Genomic DNA, 14,392 nt, shown 5'->3' on the forward strand with positions numbered 1-14,392 from the left:
CGTTCAGTAGCTTAGACTGCAAAGTCCAAGCTACTGAACACGACTTAGCTGAAGCCTAGCACCGGATGCGGCTGGTAGGGCGCTTCGAGGCTTTTGATTTCCTCGGCCGTCAGCTTCACGTCCACCGCGGCCACGGCGTCTTCGAGGTGGCCGGGCTTGCTAGCCCCCACAATGGGCGCGGTGATGGTGGGGTTGGCCAGCACCCAGGCCAAGGCAATTTGGGCGTTGGGCAGGCCCCGGGCCTCGGCAATTTCCGTCACGCGGTCGGCCACCGCAAAGTCGTCGTCGCGGCCGTAGAGGCTCTTACCGAAGGCGTCGGTTTTGGCGCGCTCGGTTTCGTTGCGCGCCTTGCCGCGGCCGCCCGTGAGCAGCCCCCGCGCCAGTGGCGACCATGGAATAACGCCGATTTTCTGGTCCTGGCATAGCGGCAGCATCTCGCGCTCCTCCTCGCGGTACACTAGGTTGTAGTGCGGCTGCATGCTCACGAAGCGCGTCCAGTTGTGTTGGTCGGCCAGGTACAGGGCCTGGGCAAACTGCCAGGCGAACATCGACGAGGCCCCGAGGTAGCGCGCCTTGCCGGCCTTCACCACGTCGTGCAGCGCCTCCAGCGTCTCCTCGATGGGCGTGTGGTAGTCCCAGCGGTGGATCTGGTAGAGGTCCACGTAATCCGTGCCCAGGCGCTTCAGGCTGGCGTCGATGGCGCTCATGATGTGTTTGCGCGAGAGACCCTTGTCGTTCGGCCCGGGGCCCATCGGGTTGAAAACCTTGGTGGCCAGTACCACCTCGTCGCGCTTGGCGAAGTCGCGCAGGGCCCGGCCCACCACTTCCTCGCTGGCGCCGTTGCTGTACACATCAGCCGTATCAAAGAAGTTGATACCCAACTCTAATGCTTTCTGAATGAAGGGGCGGCTGGCCTCCTCGCCCAGGGCCCAGGGCCAACGCTCGGTGGGCGTGCCGTAGGTCATAGTACCGAGGCAAATTTTGGAAACCTGCAAGCCGGTGTTTCCTAAGCGGGTGAATTCCATAGGGTAGAAGGGAAGGGGGTGGAAGGGTGTGGCGGGTGGAACAATAAATGGCAAAAGGCCGTCATGCTGAGCGTATCCGAAGCATCTCTACCGCAGCAGTAATTCGTGATTAGTCACGCGGTAGAGATGCTTCGGCTACGCTCAGCATGACGGCCTTTTTATGAAAATACTAATGCCTCTTAACAACTCAAAAAAGCCCGCCTGGGTTACCAGGCGGGCTTCTGAAGCAATTGTAGCGGGCGAAGGCTAGGCTTCGGCCAGTACTTCCTTCACGCGGGCGGCGGCGTCTTTCAGCAGCGTGGCCGACTTCACTTTCAGGCCGCTCTCATCGATGATGCGGGCGCCTTCCTCGGCGTTGGTGCCTTGCAGGCGCACGATGATGGGCACGCGGATGTCACCAATTTTCTTGTAGGCTTCCACCACGCCGTTGGCCACCCGGTCGCAGCGCACGATGCCGCCGAAGATGTTGATGAGAATCGCCTTCACGTTCGGGTCCTTCAGGATGATGCGGAAGCCGGCTTCCACCGTCTGGGCGTTGGCTCCACCCCCAACGTCGAGAAAGTTGGCCGGTTCGCCGCCGCTCAGCTTGATGATGTCCATGGTGGCCATGGCCAGGCCTGCGCCGTTCACCATGCAGCCTACGTTGCCGTCGAGCTTCACGTAGTTCAGGTTCGAAGCCGAAGCCTCCACTTCCAAGGGGTCTTCCTCGTTGAGGTCGCGCAGGGCCACAAAATCCTTGTGGCGGTACAGGGCGTTCTCGTCGAGCGTCACTTTGGCGTCCACGGCCAGGATTTTGTTATCCGACGTTTTCAGCACCGGGTTAATCTCGAACATCGACGAATCGGTTTCGTCGTAGGCCTTGTAAAGGGCCGTCACGAACTTCACCATTTCCTTGTTCGCCTCGCCGGTCAGGCCCAGGCCGAAGGCGATTTTGCGGGCCTGGAAGCCTTGCAGGCCCACGGCGGGGTCGATGAATTCCTTGAGGATTTTCTCGGGGTGCGACTCGGCCACCTCCTCGATGTCCATGCCGCCCTCGGTGGTGTAGATGATGACGTTCTTGCCGCTGGTGCGGTCCAGCAACACGCTGATGTAGAATTCCTTGGTGGGGGTTTCGCCGGGGTAGTACACGTCCTGGGCCACGAGGATTTTGTGCACCTTGCGGCCTTCGGGGCCCGTTTGCTTGGTGATGAGCTGCATCCCGAGGATGTTGCCGGCCACTTCCTTCACCTGGTCGAGGTTTTTGGCCAGCTTCACGCCGCCCCCTTTGCCCCGGCCCCCGGCGTGGATTTGCGCCTTGATGACGTACCAGCTGGTGCCAGTGTCGGCGGTCAGTTTCTCGGCTGCGGCCACGGCTTCCTCGACCGTATCGGCCGTGATGCCTTCCTGGACGCGGACGCCGTACTTCTTCAGAATTTCTTTGCCCTGATACTCGTGGATGTTCATGCGGGGAGGTCGGGTTGGTTTGCGTGCGGCGAAGGTACGGTATGCGGCCGCAAGGTGGCGGGCAAAATTTGGGTAGGGCCCCCGGCCGTGGCGGCCGCCACGGCCGGGGGCCCTCGGGCTGCCGCTGGGGCCCCGGCGGGTGGCGCAGCGGCACCGTATAGCAATGTGTGGGGCCCCCCGCGCTCGGCCCTGCCGGCCCATGCCGACCGTCGGCTACCTTTGTTACGCACCCCGTTACCGCTTCCGTTTTGCTCCAAGCCATCAACGTCCGCAAAAGCTACCAGTCGCTGGAAGTCCTCAAAGGCATTAACCTCACCATCGAGAAGTCGGAAATCGTGAGCATCGTGGGCTCGTCGGGGGCCGGCAAAAGCACGCTGCTGCATATCCTGGGCACGCTCGACAACCCCGATTCGGGCGAGGTGCTCTTCGACGGGGCCTCGGTGAGTAGCCTGGGGCGCAACGACCTGGCGCGGTTCCGCAACCGCCACATCGGGTTCATCTTCCAGTTCCACAACCTGTTGCCCGAGTTTACGGCCCTTGAAAACGTGTGCCTGCCTGCCTACCTGGCCGGCCGCTCGGAGAAGGAAGTGCGCGTGCGCGCCCGCGAGCTGCTCGGCATGATGAACCTGGAGCACCGCGCCGAACATAAGCCCAGCGAGATGAGCGGCGGCGAGCAGCAGCGCGTATCGGTGGCCCGGGCCCTCATCAACTCGCCCGAAATCATCTTCGCCGACGAGCCCAGCGGCAACCTCGACACCAAGAACGCCCAGGAGCTGCACCAGATTTTTTTCCAGCTGCGCAAAGAGCTCGACCAAACCTTCGTCATTGTAACGCACAACGATCAGCTGGCCGAAATGGCCGACCGCAAAATCGTGATGCGCGACGGCTACGTGCTGGAGGAATAAGGTCCCCAGGGTGGAAGTAGGTACATTAAAGTTGTCATGCTGAACGCAGTGAAGCATCTCCCACGCAAGTAATTAGTTACTGCCGCAGGAGAGATGCTTCACTGCGTTCAGCATGAGGTGATAGCCTAAAACGGGGTGGTCCGGCGACAGAAGCAGTCGCCGGACCACCCCGTTTTAGGCTACTACTCAACAGGACCAGTGCCGATGTACAGGGGCCCTAGTAATGGTGAAAAGCGGTTGATTGGCTAAAGAATATGCCTGGCTAACTAATTTAGATTAAGGCCCTGCCAATCACAAAACCCATAACGTTTATAAGTTACTAATAATCAGTAATAAAATTTACTAAAAATTCTGGTTTTTCTGGCACGATTTGGGCAAGGTTACGGTTATACATCCGAACACTAAAATGGATTTAAGACCCATAATCCCTACCGCCATGACCACCGACGCCACTAAGACCCCCAAAGACACGCTTAAGAAGGTAAAAGTCGAAAGCTTCGACATTGCCCGTTCCGACGAAACGTTGGATTTGGCCAAGGACCTGGCCAAGTTTATTAAGGACAACAAGCTCACCACCAACGTGCAGGGCAAGGAGTTTGTGAACGTGGAAGGCTGGCAGTACGCCGGCTCGCGCCTGGGCATCGTGCCCATCGTGGAGCACGTCATCAATGTGAGCAGCGAAACCGAGCTGAAATACCAAGCCAAAGTGACGCTGTGGGACCTGCGCCACGGCGTGACGGTGGGCGCCGGCTTCGCGGTGTGCTCGAACAAGGAGAGCGGCAAGAAATTCTACCAGGAATTTGCCATCATGAGCATGGCCCAGACCCGCGCCATCGGCAAAGCCTACCGCAACATCCTGGCCTGGATCATCCGCGCCGCCGGCTACGAGCCCACCCCGGCTGAGGAAATGGACTATAACACCAACACTCCCGCTGCTGCGCCGCAGGTGCAGGCACCGGTAGCCGCCGCGGTGCCCCTGCCCGCCATGCAAGTGGTACCGACTGAGGCCCCCGCTGCTGCTGAAGCGGCCCCCGCGCCCGCCCCGGTGCAGTACGCCACCGCGGCGCACAAAGAGGAAATCATCCGCTTGCTGAACCACCCGGTCATCACCCGCCAGGAGAAGACCAAGATGCTGCTCAACATCAACCGCTTAGACGAGGAGCGCGCCATCCAGGCCATTGCCAAGCTCGGCAATGCCATCAACGAGCGCGAGAACGGCGGCCAGAAAGCCGCCGCCTAAGTAGCCGGCTGGAGCGTGGGCTTTGTAGTCTGCGTCGCTGCACGGTTAATCGGCAGGACGAAGCGAAAGGTGCGGACTATAAAGCCCACGCTCCATTCAAAAAGCCTGGTGCCGTGAGGTGCCGGGCTTTTTTATGGGTAATTTCGTCCATGCCCGAGCCCGTAGCCCATACCGAACCCCTGGCGCTGTTGCGCGAGTTTTGGGGCCACGCGGCGTTCCGGCCGGGGCAGGCAGAAATCATCCAATCCGTTCTGGATGGGCACGATACGCTGGCGCTGCTGCCCACGGGCGGGGGCAAAAGCGTGTGTTTCCAAGTACCGGCGCTGGCCCGGCCGGGGCTGTGTTTGGTGGTGTCGCCGCTCATTGCATTGATGAAGGACCAGGTGGACGGCCTGCGCCGCCGGGGCCTCAAGGCCGAAGCCATTTACGCGGGCATGAGCGCCCAGGAAATCGACCACACGCTGGACAACTGCGTGTATGGCCGCGACGTCAAGTTCCTGTACGTGAGCCCCGAGCGGCTGCTGACTGATATTTTCCGGGTGCGGGTGGCCAAGATGCCGGTGAGCCTGCTGGCCGTGGATGAGGCCCATTGCGTGTCGCAGTGGGGCTACGATTTCCGGCCGCCCTACCTGCGCATTGCCGAGCTGCGGGGCCTGCTGGCGCCGGGCGTGCCGGTGGTGGCCCTCACGGCCACGGCCACCCGGCAAGTGCGGGAGGATATTGTGGAAAAGCTGCTGTTCCGGCCCGGCCACGGCGTGTTTCAGCAGAGCTTTTTGCGGCCCAAGCTCTCGTATTCGGTGCTGCCGACAGAAGACAAGCTGCGCCGCCTGCTGGAGGTGCTGCGCGGCGTGGGCCCCGGCAAAACCGGCATCGTGTACACCCGTACCCGCCGCCAAACCGAAGATACTGCCGCCTACTTGCAGCAGCACCGGCTGCCCGCCGCCGCCTATCACGCCGGCCTGGGCCCTGAGCGCCGCACCAAGGTGCAGCAGGACTGGCTGGATAACAAAACGCGCATCATCGTGGCCACTAATGCCTTCGGCATGGGCATCGACAAACCCGACGTGCGCGTGGTGGCCCACCTCGATGCGCCCGATACCCTGGAGGCCTACTACCAGGAGGCCGGGCGCGCCGGGCGCGACGGGCTCTACGCTTTCGCCGTGCTGCTGGCGGGGCCCCACGACGGGCCGGAAATGCGCCGCCGCACCACACTGGCCTTCCCGCCGCTCGACACGGTGCGGCGCGTGTACCAGGCGCTGGCCAACTACTCGCGCACAGCGGTGGGCGGCGGTGAGCTGGCTCCGTTCGATTTCGACCTGGGGCAGTTCGCCGAAACCTATCGCATCCGGGCCGTGGACGCGCACAACGCCCTGAAAATATTGCAGCGCGAAGGTTTTATTCAGCTAAATGAGGCCGTGAACAACCCGGCGCGGGTGCACATCGTAACCAATAACCACGATTTGTACGCCTTCCAGGTGGCCAATGCCGAGCACGATCTGCTCATCAAGGCGCTGCTGCGGTTGCACGGCGGCGAGCTGTTCGCGGGCTTCCAAACCGTGTCGGAGCAGGGGCTGGCCAACCAGGTGCGGCGCAGCCTGGTGGAGGTGCAGCACCAGCTGCGCTACCTGCACGGGGCCGGCGTGCTGTACTACCAGCCGCGGCACGAGGCCCCGCAAGCTATGTTCATGACCCCGCGCCACGACGCCGCCAAGCTGCCCCTCGACCAGCGCCGCCTCGAAGCCGCCCGGGCCCTGGCCGAAGAAAAAACCACCGCCACTGTCAACTACCTGAGCGGTACGCGCTGCCGCCAGCAGCTGCTGCTCACGTACTTCGACGAGGCCGACCCGCCGCGCTGCGGCGTGTGCGACGTGTGCCTGGCCGCCAAAAAAGCCGCCCAGGGCCCCCGCGCCACCGCCGGCCTGCGCGAGCAGCTGGTGCAGCGCCTGGCCCAGCAGGCGCAAACGCCCCGCGAGGTAGTAGCCACGTTCGCGCCCGCCCAGGCCGACGAGGTAAAGGCCACGCTGCGCGAACTGGTGGACACTGGGGCCCTGCGCTACGAAGCCGACGGGCAGCTACGGCCGGCGTAGTAACGCGCTGCTGAAAAGGTTATTAGTTGGATAAAGTAGTATCAATCACTCATAAACAGGTTAAATACGGCCCCAGCGGGGCGGCCCAGCGGTGGTTTAATCAAGAAATACAAAAGCCAAAAGCCCCCGCGGGGCGGCCCAACTTTTGGGTCGCCCCGCGGGGGCTTTGAAATACTCAGCGCACGTTTATCTACCGCTGGGTCGCCCCGCTGGGGCTGAGCGGGTCACCTCAAACCTACGCCTGGTAGCCCTGGATGCCGCCTAGCAGATTGCGCACGTTGGTGAAGCCCTGCTGGGTGAGGTAGGCTTTGGCGGCCGACGAGCGGGAACCGCTTTTGCAGTGCACGACAATTTCCTGGTCTTTGAGGTCGGCTAAGTCGTCGAGCTTCTCGGGCAGCGTGCCGAGGGGAAGGTTTTGGGCCCCGGGGATACGGCTTTCCTCGAATTCCCAAGGCTCGCGCACGTCGATGATGGTGGGGGTTTCGCCGGCTTGCTGGCGTTGCTTTAGCTCGTCGGAAGTAATGTCGGCCATGGGGTAAGGTGTAGCTTAGAAATAGTAAAGTATTGAAGGTTTGAGGTTTGTGTGAGTCTCGTAGTTCGCGTCGTTGAACGATTGCCGTGTAACGACGCGAACTACGAAGTTCACGCTACGTGCCTTTAGCCCAGCGCCGCCACGCCGGGCAGCTCCTTGCCTTCCATGAACTCCAGCAGGGCCCCGCCGCCGGTGCTGATGTAGCTCACGCGGTCGGCGAAGCCCATTTGCTGCACGGCGGCGGCCGAGTCGCCCCCGCCGATGAGCGAGTAGGCGCCGGCCTCGGTGGCCTCGGCCACGGCGCGGGCCACGAACTCGGTGCCGAGCGAGAAATTGCTCATTTCGAAGACGCCCATCGGGCCGTTCCAGAGGATGGTTTTGCTGGCGCGGATGATGTCGGCGAATTCCTCGCGGGCATCGGGGCCCAAATCGAGGCCCATCCAACCGGCGGGGATGGCTTCGCTGGGGGCCACGTCCACGTTGGCATCGTTGGCGAAAACATCGGCGATGAGGCTGTCGCCGGGCAGCACCAGATTCACGCCCTTGGCCTTGGCGCGGGCAATGAGGTCGCGGGCCAGGTCCACCTTATCGGCCTCCAGCAGCGAGCTACCCACGTGGCCGCCCTGGGCCACGGCAAACGTGTACGACATGCCGCCGCCAATGATTAGGTTGTCCACCTTATCGAGCAACTTGTCGATTAGCAAGATCTTATCCGAGATTTTAGCCCCGCCCATGATGGCCGTGAAGGGCCGCTCGGCGTGCTCCAGTACCTTGCGGGCGTTGTCTACTTCGCCTTGCAGCAGGTAGCCGCCCACCCGGTTTTCGGGGGCGAAGTATTGCGCCATCACGGCCGTGGAGGCGTGGGCGCGGTGGGCCGTGCCGAAAGCATCGTTCACGTACACGTCGCCGAGTGCGGCCAGGCGCTGGGCGAAGACCGGGTCGCCGGCTTCCTCCTCTTTGTGGAAGCGCAGGTTGTCGAGCAGCAGTACCTGGCCAGCTTGCAGGTTTTTAGCTTTTTCGAAGGCTTCGTCGCTCAGCACATCGCCGCCCCACAGCACTTCCTGGCCGTATTCCTGCTGGAGGCGCTGCATGAGGCTTTCGAGCGAAAATTTCTTTTCGTAGCCGCCCTTGGGCCGGCCCAGGTGCGAGAGCAGCACCACGGCGCCACCGTCGGCCAGGATTTTTTTGATGGACGGCGTGGCCGCCCGGATGCGGGTGTCGTCGGTGATGCGCAGGTCTTGGTCAAGCGGCACGTTGAAATCGACGCGTACCACGGCACGGCGGCCGGCGAAGTTGGTGTTATCCAGGGTGTTCATGGAATAGGAGAGGGGGTTGAAAAAAGAAAGTGCTGCAAAGGTGTCGGAAGAATGCCGAACGCCCCTTGGGGCCCCGGCCACCCATTGAACGGCTCGCGCCGCCTTTTGTGACGCCAGGGCCCTACTGCGCGGCCGCGGCCCGGTGGTAGGCCACCAGCGCGTCGATGGGGCCCTGCAAGATGTGGCCCACTGCCATGCCGTGGCGGGTGGCGGCGGCGGCCAGCGCGTCGCGGAAGTGGTAGCCCACCGAGCCCACGCAGTTGAAGGAATAGCGCTGGTAATCGGGGTAATGCGTCACGATTTGCTGGAAAAATGCCTCGAACGTCTGCGCCACCGCGGCTTGGCAGTAGGGCTCGTGGTAGTGCTCGCGCGCCAGCCGGGCAAAGCTGGCCAGGAAGCGGTTGGGCAGCGGCTGGCTGTAGAGCCGGTCAAGCACCTCGCTGAGGTCGCCCAGGCCATGGTTGGCCTGCATGGCCGCCGCCAGGCCCGCCGGCACCCGGCCGCGCAGGTAGTCGCGCAGCAGCAGCCGGCCCAGGTACGTGCCCGCGCCCTCGTCGCCGAGCGAGTAGCCCAGCGACTCGACGCAGTGGGTGATTTTTTCGCCGTCGAACAGGCACGAGTTGGTGCCCGTGCCCAGGATGGCAGCGAAGCCCGGCGCGCGGCCCAGCAGGGCACGCGCCGCCGCCAGCAGGTCTTCGGCCACGTGCACCCGGGCCCTAGGGAACACCTGGCGCAGGGCCCCGGCTACTACTTCGGCCTTGGCCGGCGAGAGCACACCAGCCCCGTAATAATGCACGGCGCGCACCTGCCTGGGGGCCAGGCCGGGAGGTAGCCCCCGGGCCAGTGACGCGGTAATGGCGGCCGAATCCCAGAAATAGGGGTTGTAACCTTCGGTGGTGAAGTGGGTGGGCGGGGCGGAGGGGGCGTCGTCGAGCAGGCACCAGCTGCATTTGGTCGAACCGCCGTCGGCGAGGAGTAGCATCGGCGCGAAAGTACACGCGAGTTGGTGGCTGCCCGTATCTTGCGCCGTCACTTATTGGCCCTGCTTTATGTCTTCTCGCCGGAAATTTCTGCATTCTTCCGTCGCTGGCCTGGCCGGGCTGGCCGCCGCGCCGCTCGCCGCCGCGGCCCTGCCGGGGCCCCCCGCGGTGGGCAAGCCCCTCGTCATCTCCACCTGGGACGCCGGCCTGAACGCCAACCGCGGCGCCTGGAAAATTCTGGGCCCCGGCGGCTACGCCCTCGACGCCGTGGAGGCCGGCGTGATGGTGACCGAGGCCGAGCAGAGCTGCTGCGTGGGCCTGGGCGCCAACCCCGACCGCGACGGCATCGTGACGCTCGACGCCTGCATCATGGATGATAAGTACGGCTGCGGCAGCGTGGGGGCCCTGGAGCGCATCAAGCACCCCATCAGCGTGGCGCGCCGCGTGATGGAGCGCACGCCGCACGTGATGCTGGTGGGCGCTGGCGCCCAGCAGTTTGCCGTGGCCCAGGGCTTCCCGCTCGAAGCGCAAAAGCTGAGCCCCGACGCCGAGAAAAACTACCGCGAATGGCTGAAAACCAGTCAGTACCGGCCCGTTATCAACGTGGAGAACTCGGGCACGCGGCCCACAGGGCCCGCCGGCGGGGCCAACAACCACGACACCATCGCCATGCTGGCGCTGGATGCGCAGGGCCGCCTCAGCGGCAGCTGCACTACCAGCGGCATGGGTTTTAAGATGCGCGGCCGGCTGGGCGACTCGCCCATCATCGGCGCTGGCTTGTTTGTGGACCCCGAGGTGGGCGCCGCGGCTGCCACCGGCCAGGGCGAGGACGTGATTCGCATGGCCGGCTCGCACACCGTGGTGGAGCTGATGCGCCAGGGCCGCTCGCCGCAAGCCGCTTGCCAGGAGGCCATTGCGCGCATCGCCAAAATCAAGGGGCCCCAGGCGCGCGACATCCAGGTAGCGTTCATCGCCGTGAACCGCCAGGGCCAAATAGGAGCCTACGCCCTGCAAAAAGGCTTCAGCTACTCGCTGAGTACCTCGGACACGCCGCGCCTCATCAACAGTGAATATTTCCTGAAGTGAGCCGGACGCTGGAAATCTGCGCCGCGTCGCTGCCCTCGGCGCTGGCCGCGCAGGCCGGCGGGGCCCACCGCATCGAGCTGTGCCAAAACCTGGAGCAGGGCGGCACCACGCCGTCTTATGGCCTGATAAAGGCGGTGCGGGCGCGGCTTTCTATCCCGGTGTTCGTGCTGATCCGGCCGCGGGCGGGCGGCTTCGTGTACAGCGCCGACGAGCTGGCCATCATGCAAACCGACATTGAAACGTGCCGCGCCCTGGGCTGCGCGGGCGTGGTGCTGGGGGCCCTCGACGCCGCCGGCCGCGTGGATATGGCCGCCTGCCGGGCCCTCATCGCCGCCGCCGGCCCGTTGTGCATCACCTTCCACCGTGCTTTCGACGCCTGCCCCGATCAGCCGGGGGCCCTGGAGGCCGTCGTCGCCCTGGGCTGCCAGCGCGTGCTCACTTCGGGCGGCCAAGCCACCGCCGAGGCCGGCCAAGCCCAGCTGGCCGCACTGGTGGCGCAGGCCGCGGGCCGCGTGCGCATCATGCCGGGCGCCGGTATCACGGCGGCTAATATCCAAGCGCTTACCGCTCGCACCGGGGCCCCCGAGTTTCACGCCAGTGCCAAGCGCCGGCTGCCGCCCGAGGCCGGCGCGGGCCTATTTGCCACGCCGCAGTTCGAAACGGACGCCGCTTTGGTGGCCGAGCTGGTGGCGCTGCTGTAGCGCTGTAGCGCGGACTTTAATTACGCTGACCTTCGGTTGTAGTCCGCGGCTCTCGCTGCGTCCTGCTTCGTCCTGCCGGTAATCGTGTGGCGACCGTTCAAGGTAGTGGAGTGGGAGGTTTGCGCTACAGAAACCGTTCAGCGACCGTTCAAAGCTGCGGACTACAAAGTCCGCGCTACAGACCGTTCGGCGACCGTTCAACCGCGCGGACTCGCAGCGTCCACGCTACGGGTGGGGCCCCAACACTCTCGCCTTACCTTTGCGCTACTATGAGAATTGGCATTTTTTTCGGAGGCACTTCGCGCGAGCGGGAAATTTCGTTTGCCGGGGGCCGCACCGTTTTTGATAATTTAGACAAAGCACTATTTCAGCCGGTACCCATTTTTGTGGACAGTCTGGGGCGCTTCCTGCTGCTTGACTGGCAATACTTATACAAGGGTACCATCCGCGATTTTTACCCGCCGATGGCCGCGCTGCCGCCCACGGCCCACCCGTGGTCGGTATACGTGGAGAGCCTGGGCTTGCCCGCGGGGCCCCAGCTCGATAACCACCTGAGCCGCGTGGGCCGCCAGGTGCTGCCCGAGGAACTGCCGCTGCTGATGGACTTTGCCTTCCTGGCCCTGCACGGGCCGGGCGGCGAGGACGGCGCCATCCAGGGCCTGCTGGAATGGCTGTGTCTGCCGTATTCGGGCTCGGGCATTTTGCCCTCCGCGTTCGGTATCGATAAGGTGGCGCAGAAGCGGCTGCTGCAAGCCGCGGGCTTGCCCACGCCGGCCTTCCGCGTCCTCACCGCCGCCGCCTGGGACGCTGCCGACCCCGCCGCGGTGCTGGCCGATACCGTGGGGGCCCTGGGCCTGCCGCTGGTATTCAAAGCGCCGCACCAGGGCAGCAGCATCGGCATCAGTATGCTGAAGGAAAGCAACCTGGCCGCGTTCGAGGCGGCCGTGGAGCGTAGCTTGTTCCGTAAAAAACTGACCCGCGCCGAGTGGCAGGGCCTGAGCGAAGAAGGCCAGCGCACCTGGGTGCAGCACTTAATTGATATCCGCGAGGGCATTGGCCTGCCCGTGGTGCTCGAAGCCGCCGCCGGGGCCCTGGCCGCCGCCGCACCCGCGCCCATCTACCACCCCGAAGCGTTGCTGGGGACCCTAACTGCCTGGTTTGAAACGGCCGACGCCGTGCGCCTGGCCAGCACCCACGGCGAAACCCAGGTACTGGTCGAAGCCTTCGTGGCGGGCCGCGAGTTCAGTTGCATCGTTATCGAAGACGAAAAAGGCGAGCCGCTGGCCCTGCCGCCCACCGAGATTGTGAAGGGCGCCGAGGTGTTCGACTACCGCTCGAAATACCTGCCCGGCCTGGCCCGCAAAATCACACCCATCGACTTGCCCGAGGCTGAAATTGAGCGCATCCGCCAGCAGTGTCAGGCTATGTTCTGCACGTTTGGCTTCCAGGTATATGCGCGGCTCGACGGCTTTATTCAGGCCGACGGCACCATCTTTCTCAACGACCCGAACACGACGAGCGGCATGCTGCCGGCCTCGTTCTTCTTCCACCAGGCGGCCGAGATTGGCCTGAACCCCAGTCAGTTCCTTACCTACCTCATCCGCACGTCGCTGGCGGCGCGGCGGGCCGGTGGCATGCAGCCGTTCAAGCTGGGGGCCCTGTTGGCGACGCTCGACGCGGCGGTGGCCGAGCGGCAGCAGGCCGGTGCGGACGGGCGCATCCGGGTGGCCGTCGTCATGGGCGGGTACTCTTCGGAGCGCCATATTTCGGTGGAAAGCGGGCGCAATATTTTCGAGAAGCTCAGCTCGTCGGCCAAGTACGCGCCGGTGCCGGTGTTCCTCACCGGCTCGGCCGCGGAGCACCGCCTCTATGTATTGCCCATCAACGTGATGCTGAAGGACAACGCCGACGATATCCGCGAGAAGATTGAGCACGCCGAGGCCGGCGAGGGGCCCCATCCCATCCTGGCCAAAATCCAGGCCGAGGCGGGGGCCCTCACCCGCACCTACGCCGGGCAGGGGCTGGCCCAACCGCGCCGCATCTCGTTCGAGGAGCTGGCCGGGCTGGCCGACGAGGTGTTCATCGCCCTGCACGGCCGCCCGGGCGAGGACGGGGCCCTGCAACAGGAATTGGAGAAATTCGGCCTGCCCTACAATGGCTCGGGCGTGGCCAGCAGCGCCGTCACCATCAACAAGTTCGAAACCAACCGCCGCCTGCGCGCCGCCGGCCTGCTGGTGGCCGACCACCGCATGGCCCCGCGCCTAGAGTGGGCCGCCGACCCCGAAAGCTTCTACTGCAGCCTGGAAACGCAGTTTCCGTACCCGTTCATCGCCAAGCCGGCCGATGATGGCTGCTCGTCGGCGGTGAAAAAGATTAAGAACCGCGCTGAGCTGGCGGCCTTCTCGGAGTTGATGTTCCGCGACCAGGAAGACCTGCCGGCGGGCCCCGCCGCGGTATTGCACTTGGGCTTCAAGGAGGAGTTTCCGCAGAAAGACGCCTTTTTGGTGGAGACGCTGATTAGCCGCGACGGAGCCGCGCACTTCCTGGAAGTGACCGGCGGCCTGCTCACGAGCTACGACGAGGACGGGCAGCTTGACATCGAGGTGTTCGAGGCCAGCGAGGCCCTGGCTAACGGCGAGGTGCTAAGCCTGGAGGAGAAGTTCCTGGCCGGTGAGGGCCAGAACATTACGCCCGCCCGCTACGCCGCTGAGCCCGGCGAGCGCCAGCGCGTGAGCAACGAGGTGAAGGCCGTGCTGCGCCGCGTGGCCGAGGTGCTCGACATCCAGGGCTACGCCCGCATCGACGCCTTTGTGCGGGTGCGGCCGGGCGGCGCCGTGGAGGTTATCATCATCGAAGTCAACTCGCTGCCCGGCATGACGCCCGCCACCTGTATCTTCCACCAAACGGCCCTGGCCGGCTACACGCCCTACCAGTTCGTGGACCGGATTTTGGAGTTTGGCAAGGCGCGGGCCGGGCGGGAAAAGATGGAAGTAAGGCCGTCATGCTGAGCCTGTCGAAGCATCTCTACCGCAGCAGTAATCTCATTGATTAGTAAGCGGTAGAGATGCTTCGACAAG

Annotated in this window: 11 protein-coding genes; 6 read left to right on the forward strand and 5 right to left on the reverse strand. The window is 64.2% G+C overall.

What is annotated here, in order from left to right:
* Positions 1-44: 44 nt before the first annotated feature.
* Both DDQ68_RS00375 and sucC read right to left on the reverse strand, forming a co-directional pair.
* Complete coding sequence (locus DDQ68_RS00375; RefSeq protein ID WP_109651805.1) at positions 45-1,025, reverse strand: aldo/keto reductase; 981 nt, start codon at positions 1,023-1,025, stop codon at positions 45-47.
* 246 nt (positions 1,026-1,271) lie between these two features.
* The gene (gene sucC / locus DDQ68_RS00380; protein WP_109651808.1) at positions 1,272-2,468 is read right to left on the reverse strand and encodes an ADP-forming succinate--CoA ligase subunit beta; all 1,197 of its coding nucleotides are present in this window, start codon (positions 2,466-2,468) and stop codon (positions 1,272-1,274) included.
* 248 nt (positions 2,469-2,716) lie between these two features.
* Between sucC and DDQ68_RS00385 the strand changes: the two genes are divergently transcribed.
* The 3 genes from DDQ68_RS00385 to DDQ68_RS00395 all read left to right on the forward strand — a co-directional run bounded on the left by DDQ68_RS00385 (position 2,717) and on the right by DDQ68_RS00395 (position 6,700).
* Positions 2,717-3,373 carry an ABC transporter ATP-binding protein gene (locus DDQ68_RS00385; protein WP_109651811.1) on the forward strand — a complete coding sequence of 219 codons (657 nt, stop codon included), beginning with the start codon at positions 2,717-2,719 and terminating at the stop codon, positions 3,371-3,373.
* A 436-nt stretch (positions 3,374-3,809) separates the two neighbouring features.
* Positions 3,810-4,613, forward strand: coding sequence for a hypothetical protein (locus DDQ68_RS00390; protein WP_109651813.1), 804 nt, complete (start codon positions 3,810-3,812; stop codon positions 4,611-4,613).
* Positions 4,614-4,762: 149 nt separating this feature from the next.
* Positions 4,763-6,700 carry a RecQ family ATP-dependent DNA helicase gene (locus DDQ68_RS00395; protein WP_109651815.1) on the forward strand — a complete coding sequence of 646 codons (1,938 nt, stop codon included), beginning with the start codon at positions 4,763-4,765 and terminating at the stop codon, positions 6,698-6,700.
* A gap of 235 nt (positions 6,701-6,935) precedes the next feature.
* On the opposite strand, the gene DDQ68_RS00400 is transcribed toward DDQ68_RS00395, so the two are convergent.
* The 3 genes from DDQ68_RS00400 to DDQ68_RS00410 form a co-directional block, all read right to left on the reverse strand.
* Positions 6,936-7,232 (reverse strand): rhodanese-like domain-containing protein, encoded by a 297-nt coding sequence (locus tag DDQ68_RS00400; protein ID WP_109651817.1) that lies wholly within the window; start codon positions 7,230-7,232, stop codon positions 6,936-6,938.
* Positions 7,233-7,357: 125 nt separating this feature from the next.
* Entirely contained in the window at positions 7,358-8,548 is a 1,191-nt protein-coding gene (locus tag DDQ68_RS00405) for a phosphoglycerate kinase (RefSeq protein WP_109651820.1), read from the reverse strand.
* 121 nt (positions 8,549-8,669) lie between these two features.
* A complete protein-coding gene (locus DDQ68_RS00410) occupies positions 8,670-9,530 on the reverse strand; it encodes an N-acetylglucosamine kinase (RefSeq protein ID WP_109651823.1) in 861 nt (286 codons plus the stop codon).
* Positions 9,531-9,597: 67 nt separating this feature from the next.
* On the opposite strand from DDQ68_RS00410, the gene DDQ68_RS00415 reads away from it, so the two are divergent.
* From DDQ68_RS00415 to DDQ68_RS00425, 3 genes are all read left to right on the forward strand, one after another.
* On the forward strand, positions 9,598-10,614 hold the full coding sequence (locus DDQ68_RS00415; protein WP_109651826.1) for a glycosylasparaginase: 1,017 nt from the start codon (positions 9,598-9,600) through the stop codon (positions 10,612-10,614).
* Positions 10,611-11,315, forward strand: a complete 705-nt coding sequence (locus DDQ68_RS00420; RefSeq protein WP_109651829.1) for a copper homeostasis protein CutC — start codon at positions 10,611-10,613, stop codon at positions 11,313-11,315. Before DDQ68_RS00415 ends, DDQ68_RS00420 begins: the two co-directional genes overlap by 4 nt.
* A 269-nt stretch (positions 11,316-11,584) precedes the next feature.
* The gene (locus tag DDQ68_RS00425) at positions 11,585-14,323 is read left to right on the forward strand and encodes a D-alanine--D-alanine ligase family protein (protein WP_109651832.1); all 2,739 of its coding nucleotides are present in this window, start codon (positions 11,585-11,587) and stop codon (positions 14,321-14,323) included.
* Positions 14,324-14,392: the final 69 nt, after the last annotated feature.

Origin of the sequence: Hymenobacter nivis, assembly GCF_003149515.1 — a bacterium.
GTDB classification, from domain to species: domain Bacteria; phylum Bacteroidota; class Bacteroidia; order Cytophagales; family Hymenobacteraceae; genus Hymenobacter; species Hymenobacter nivis.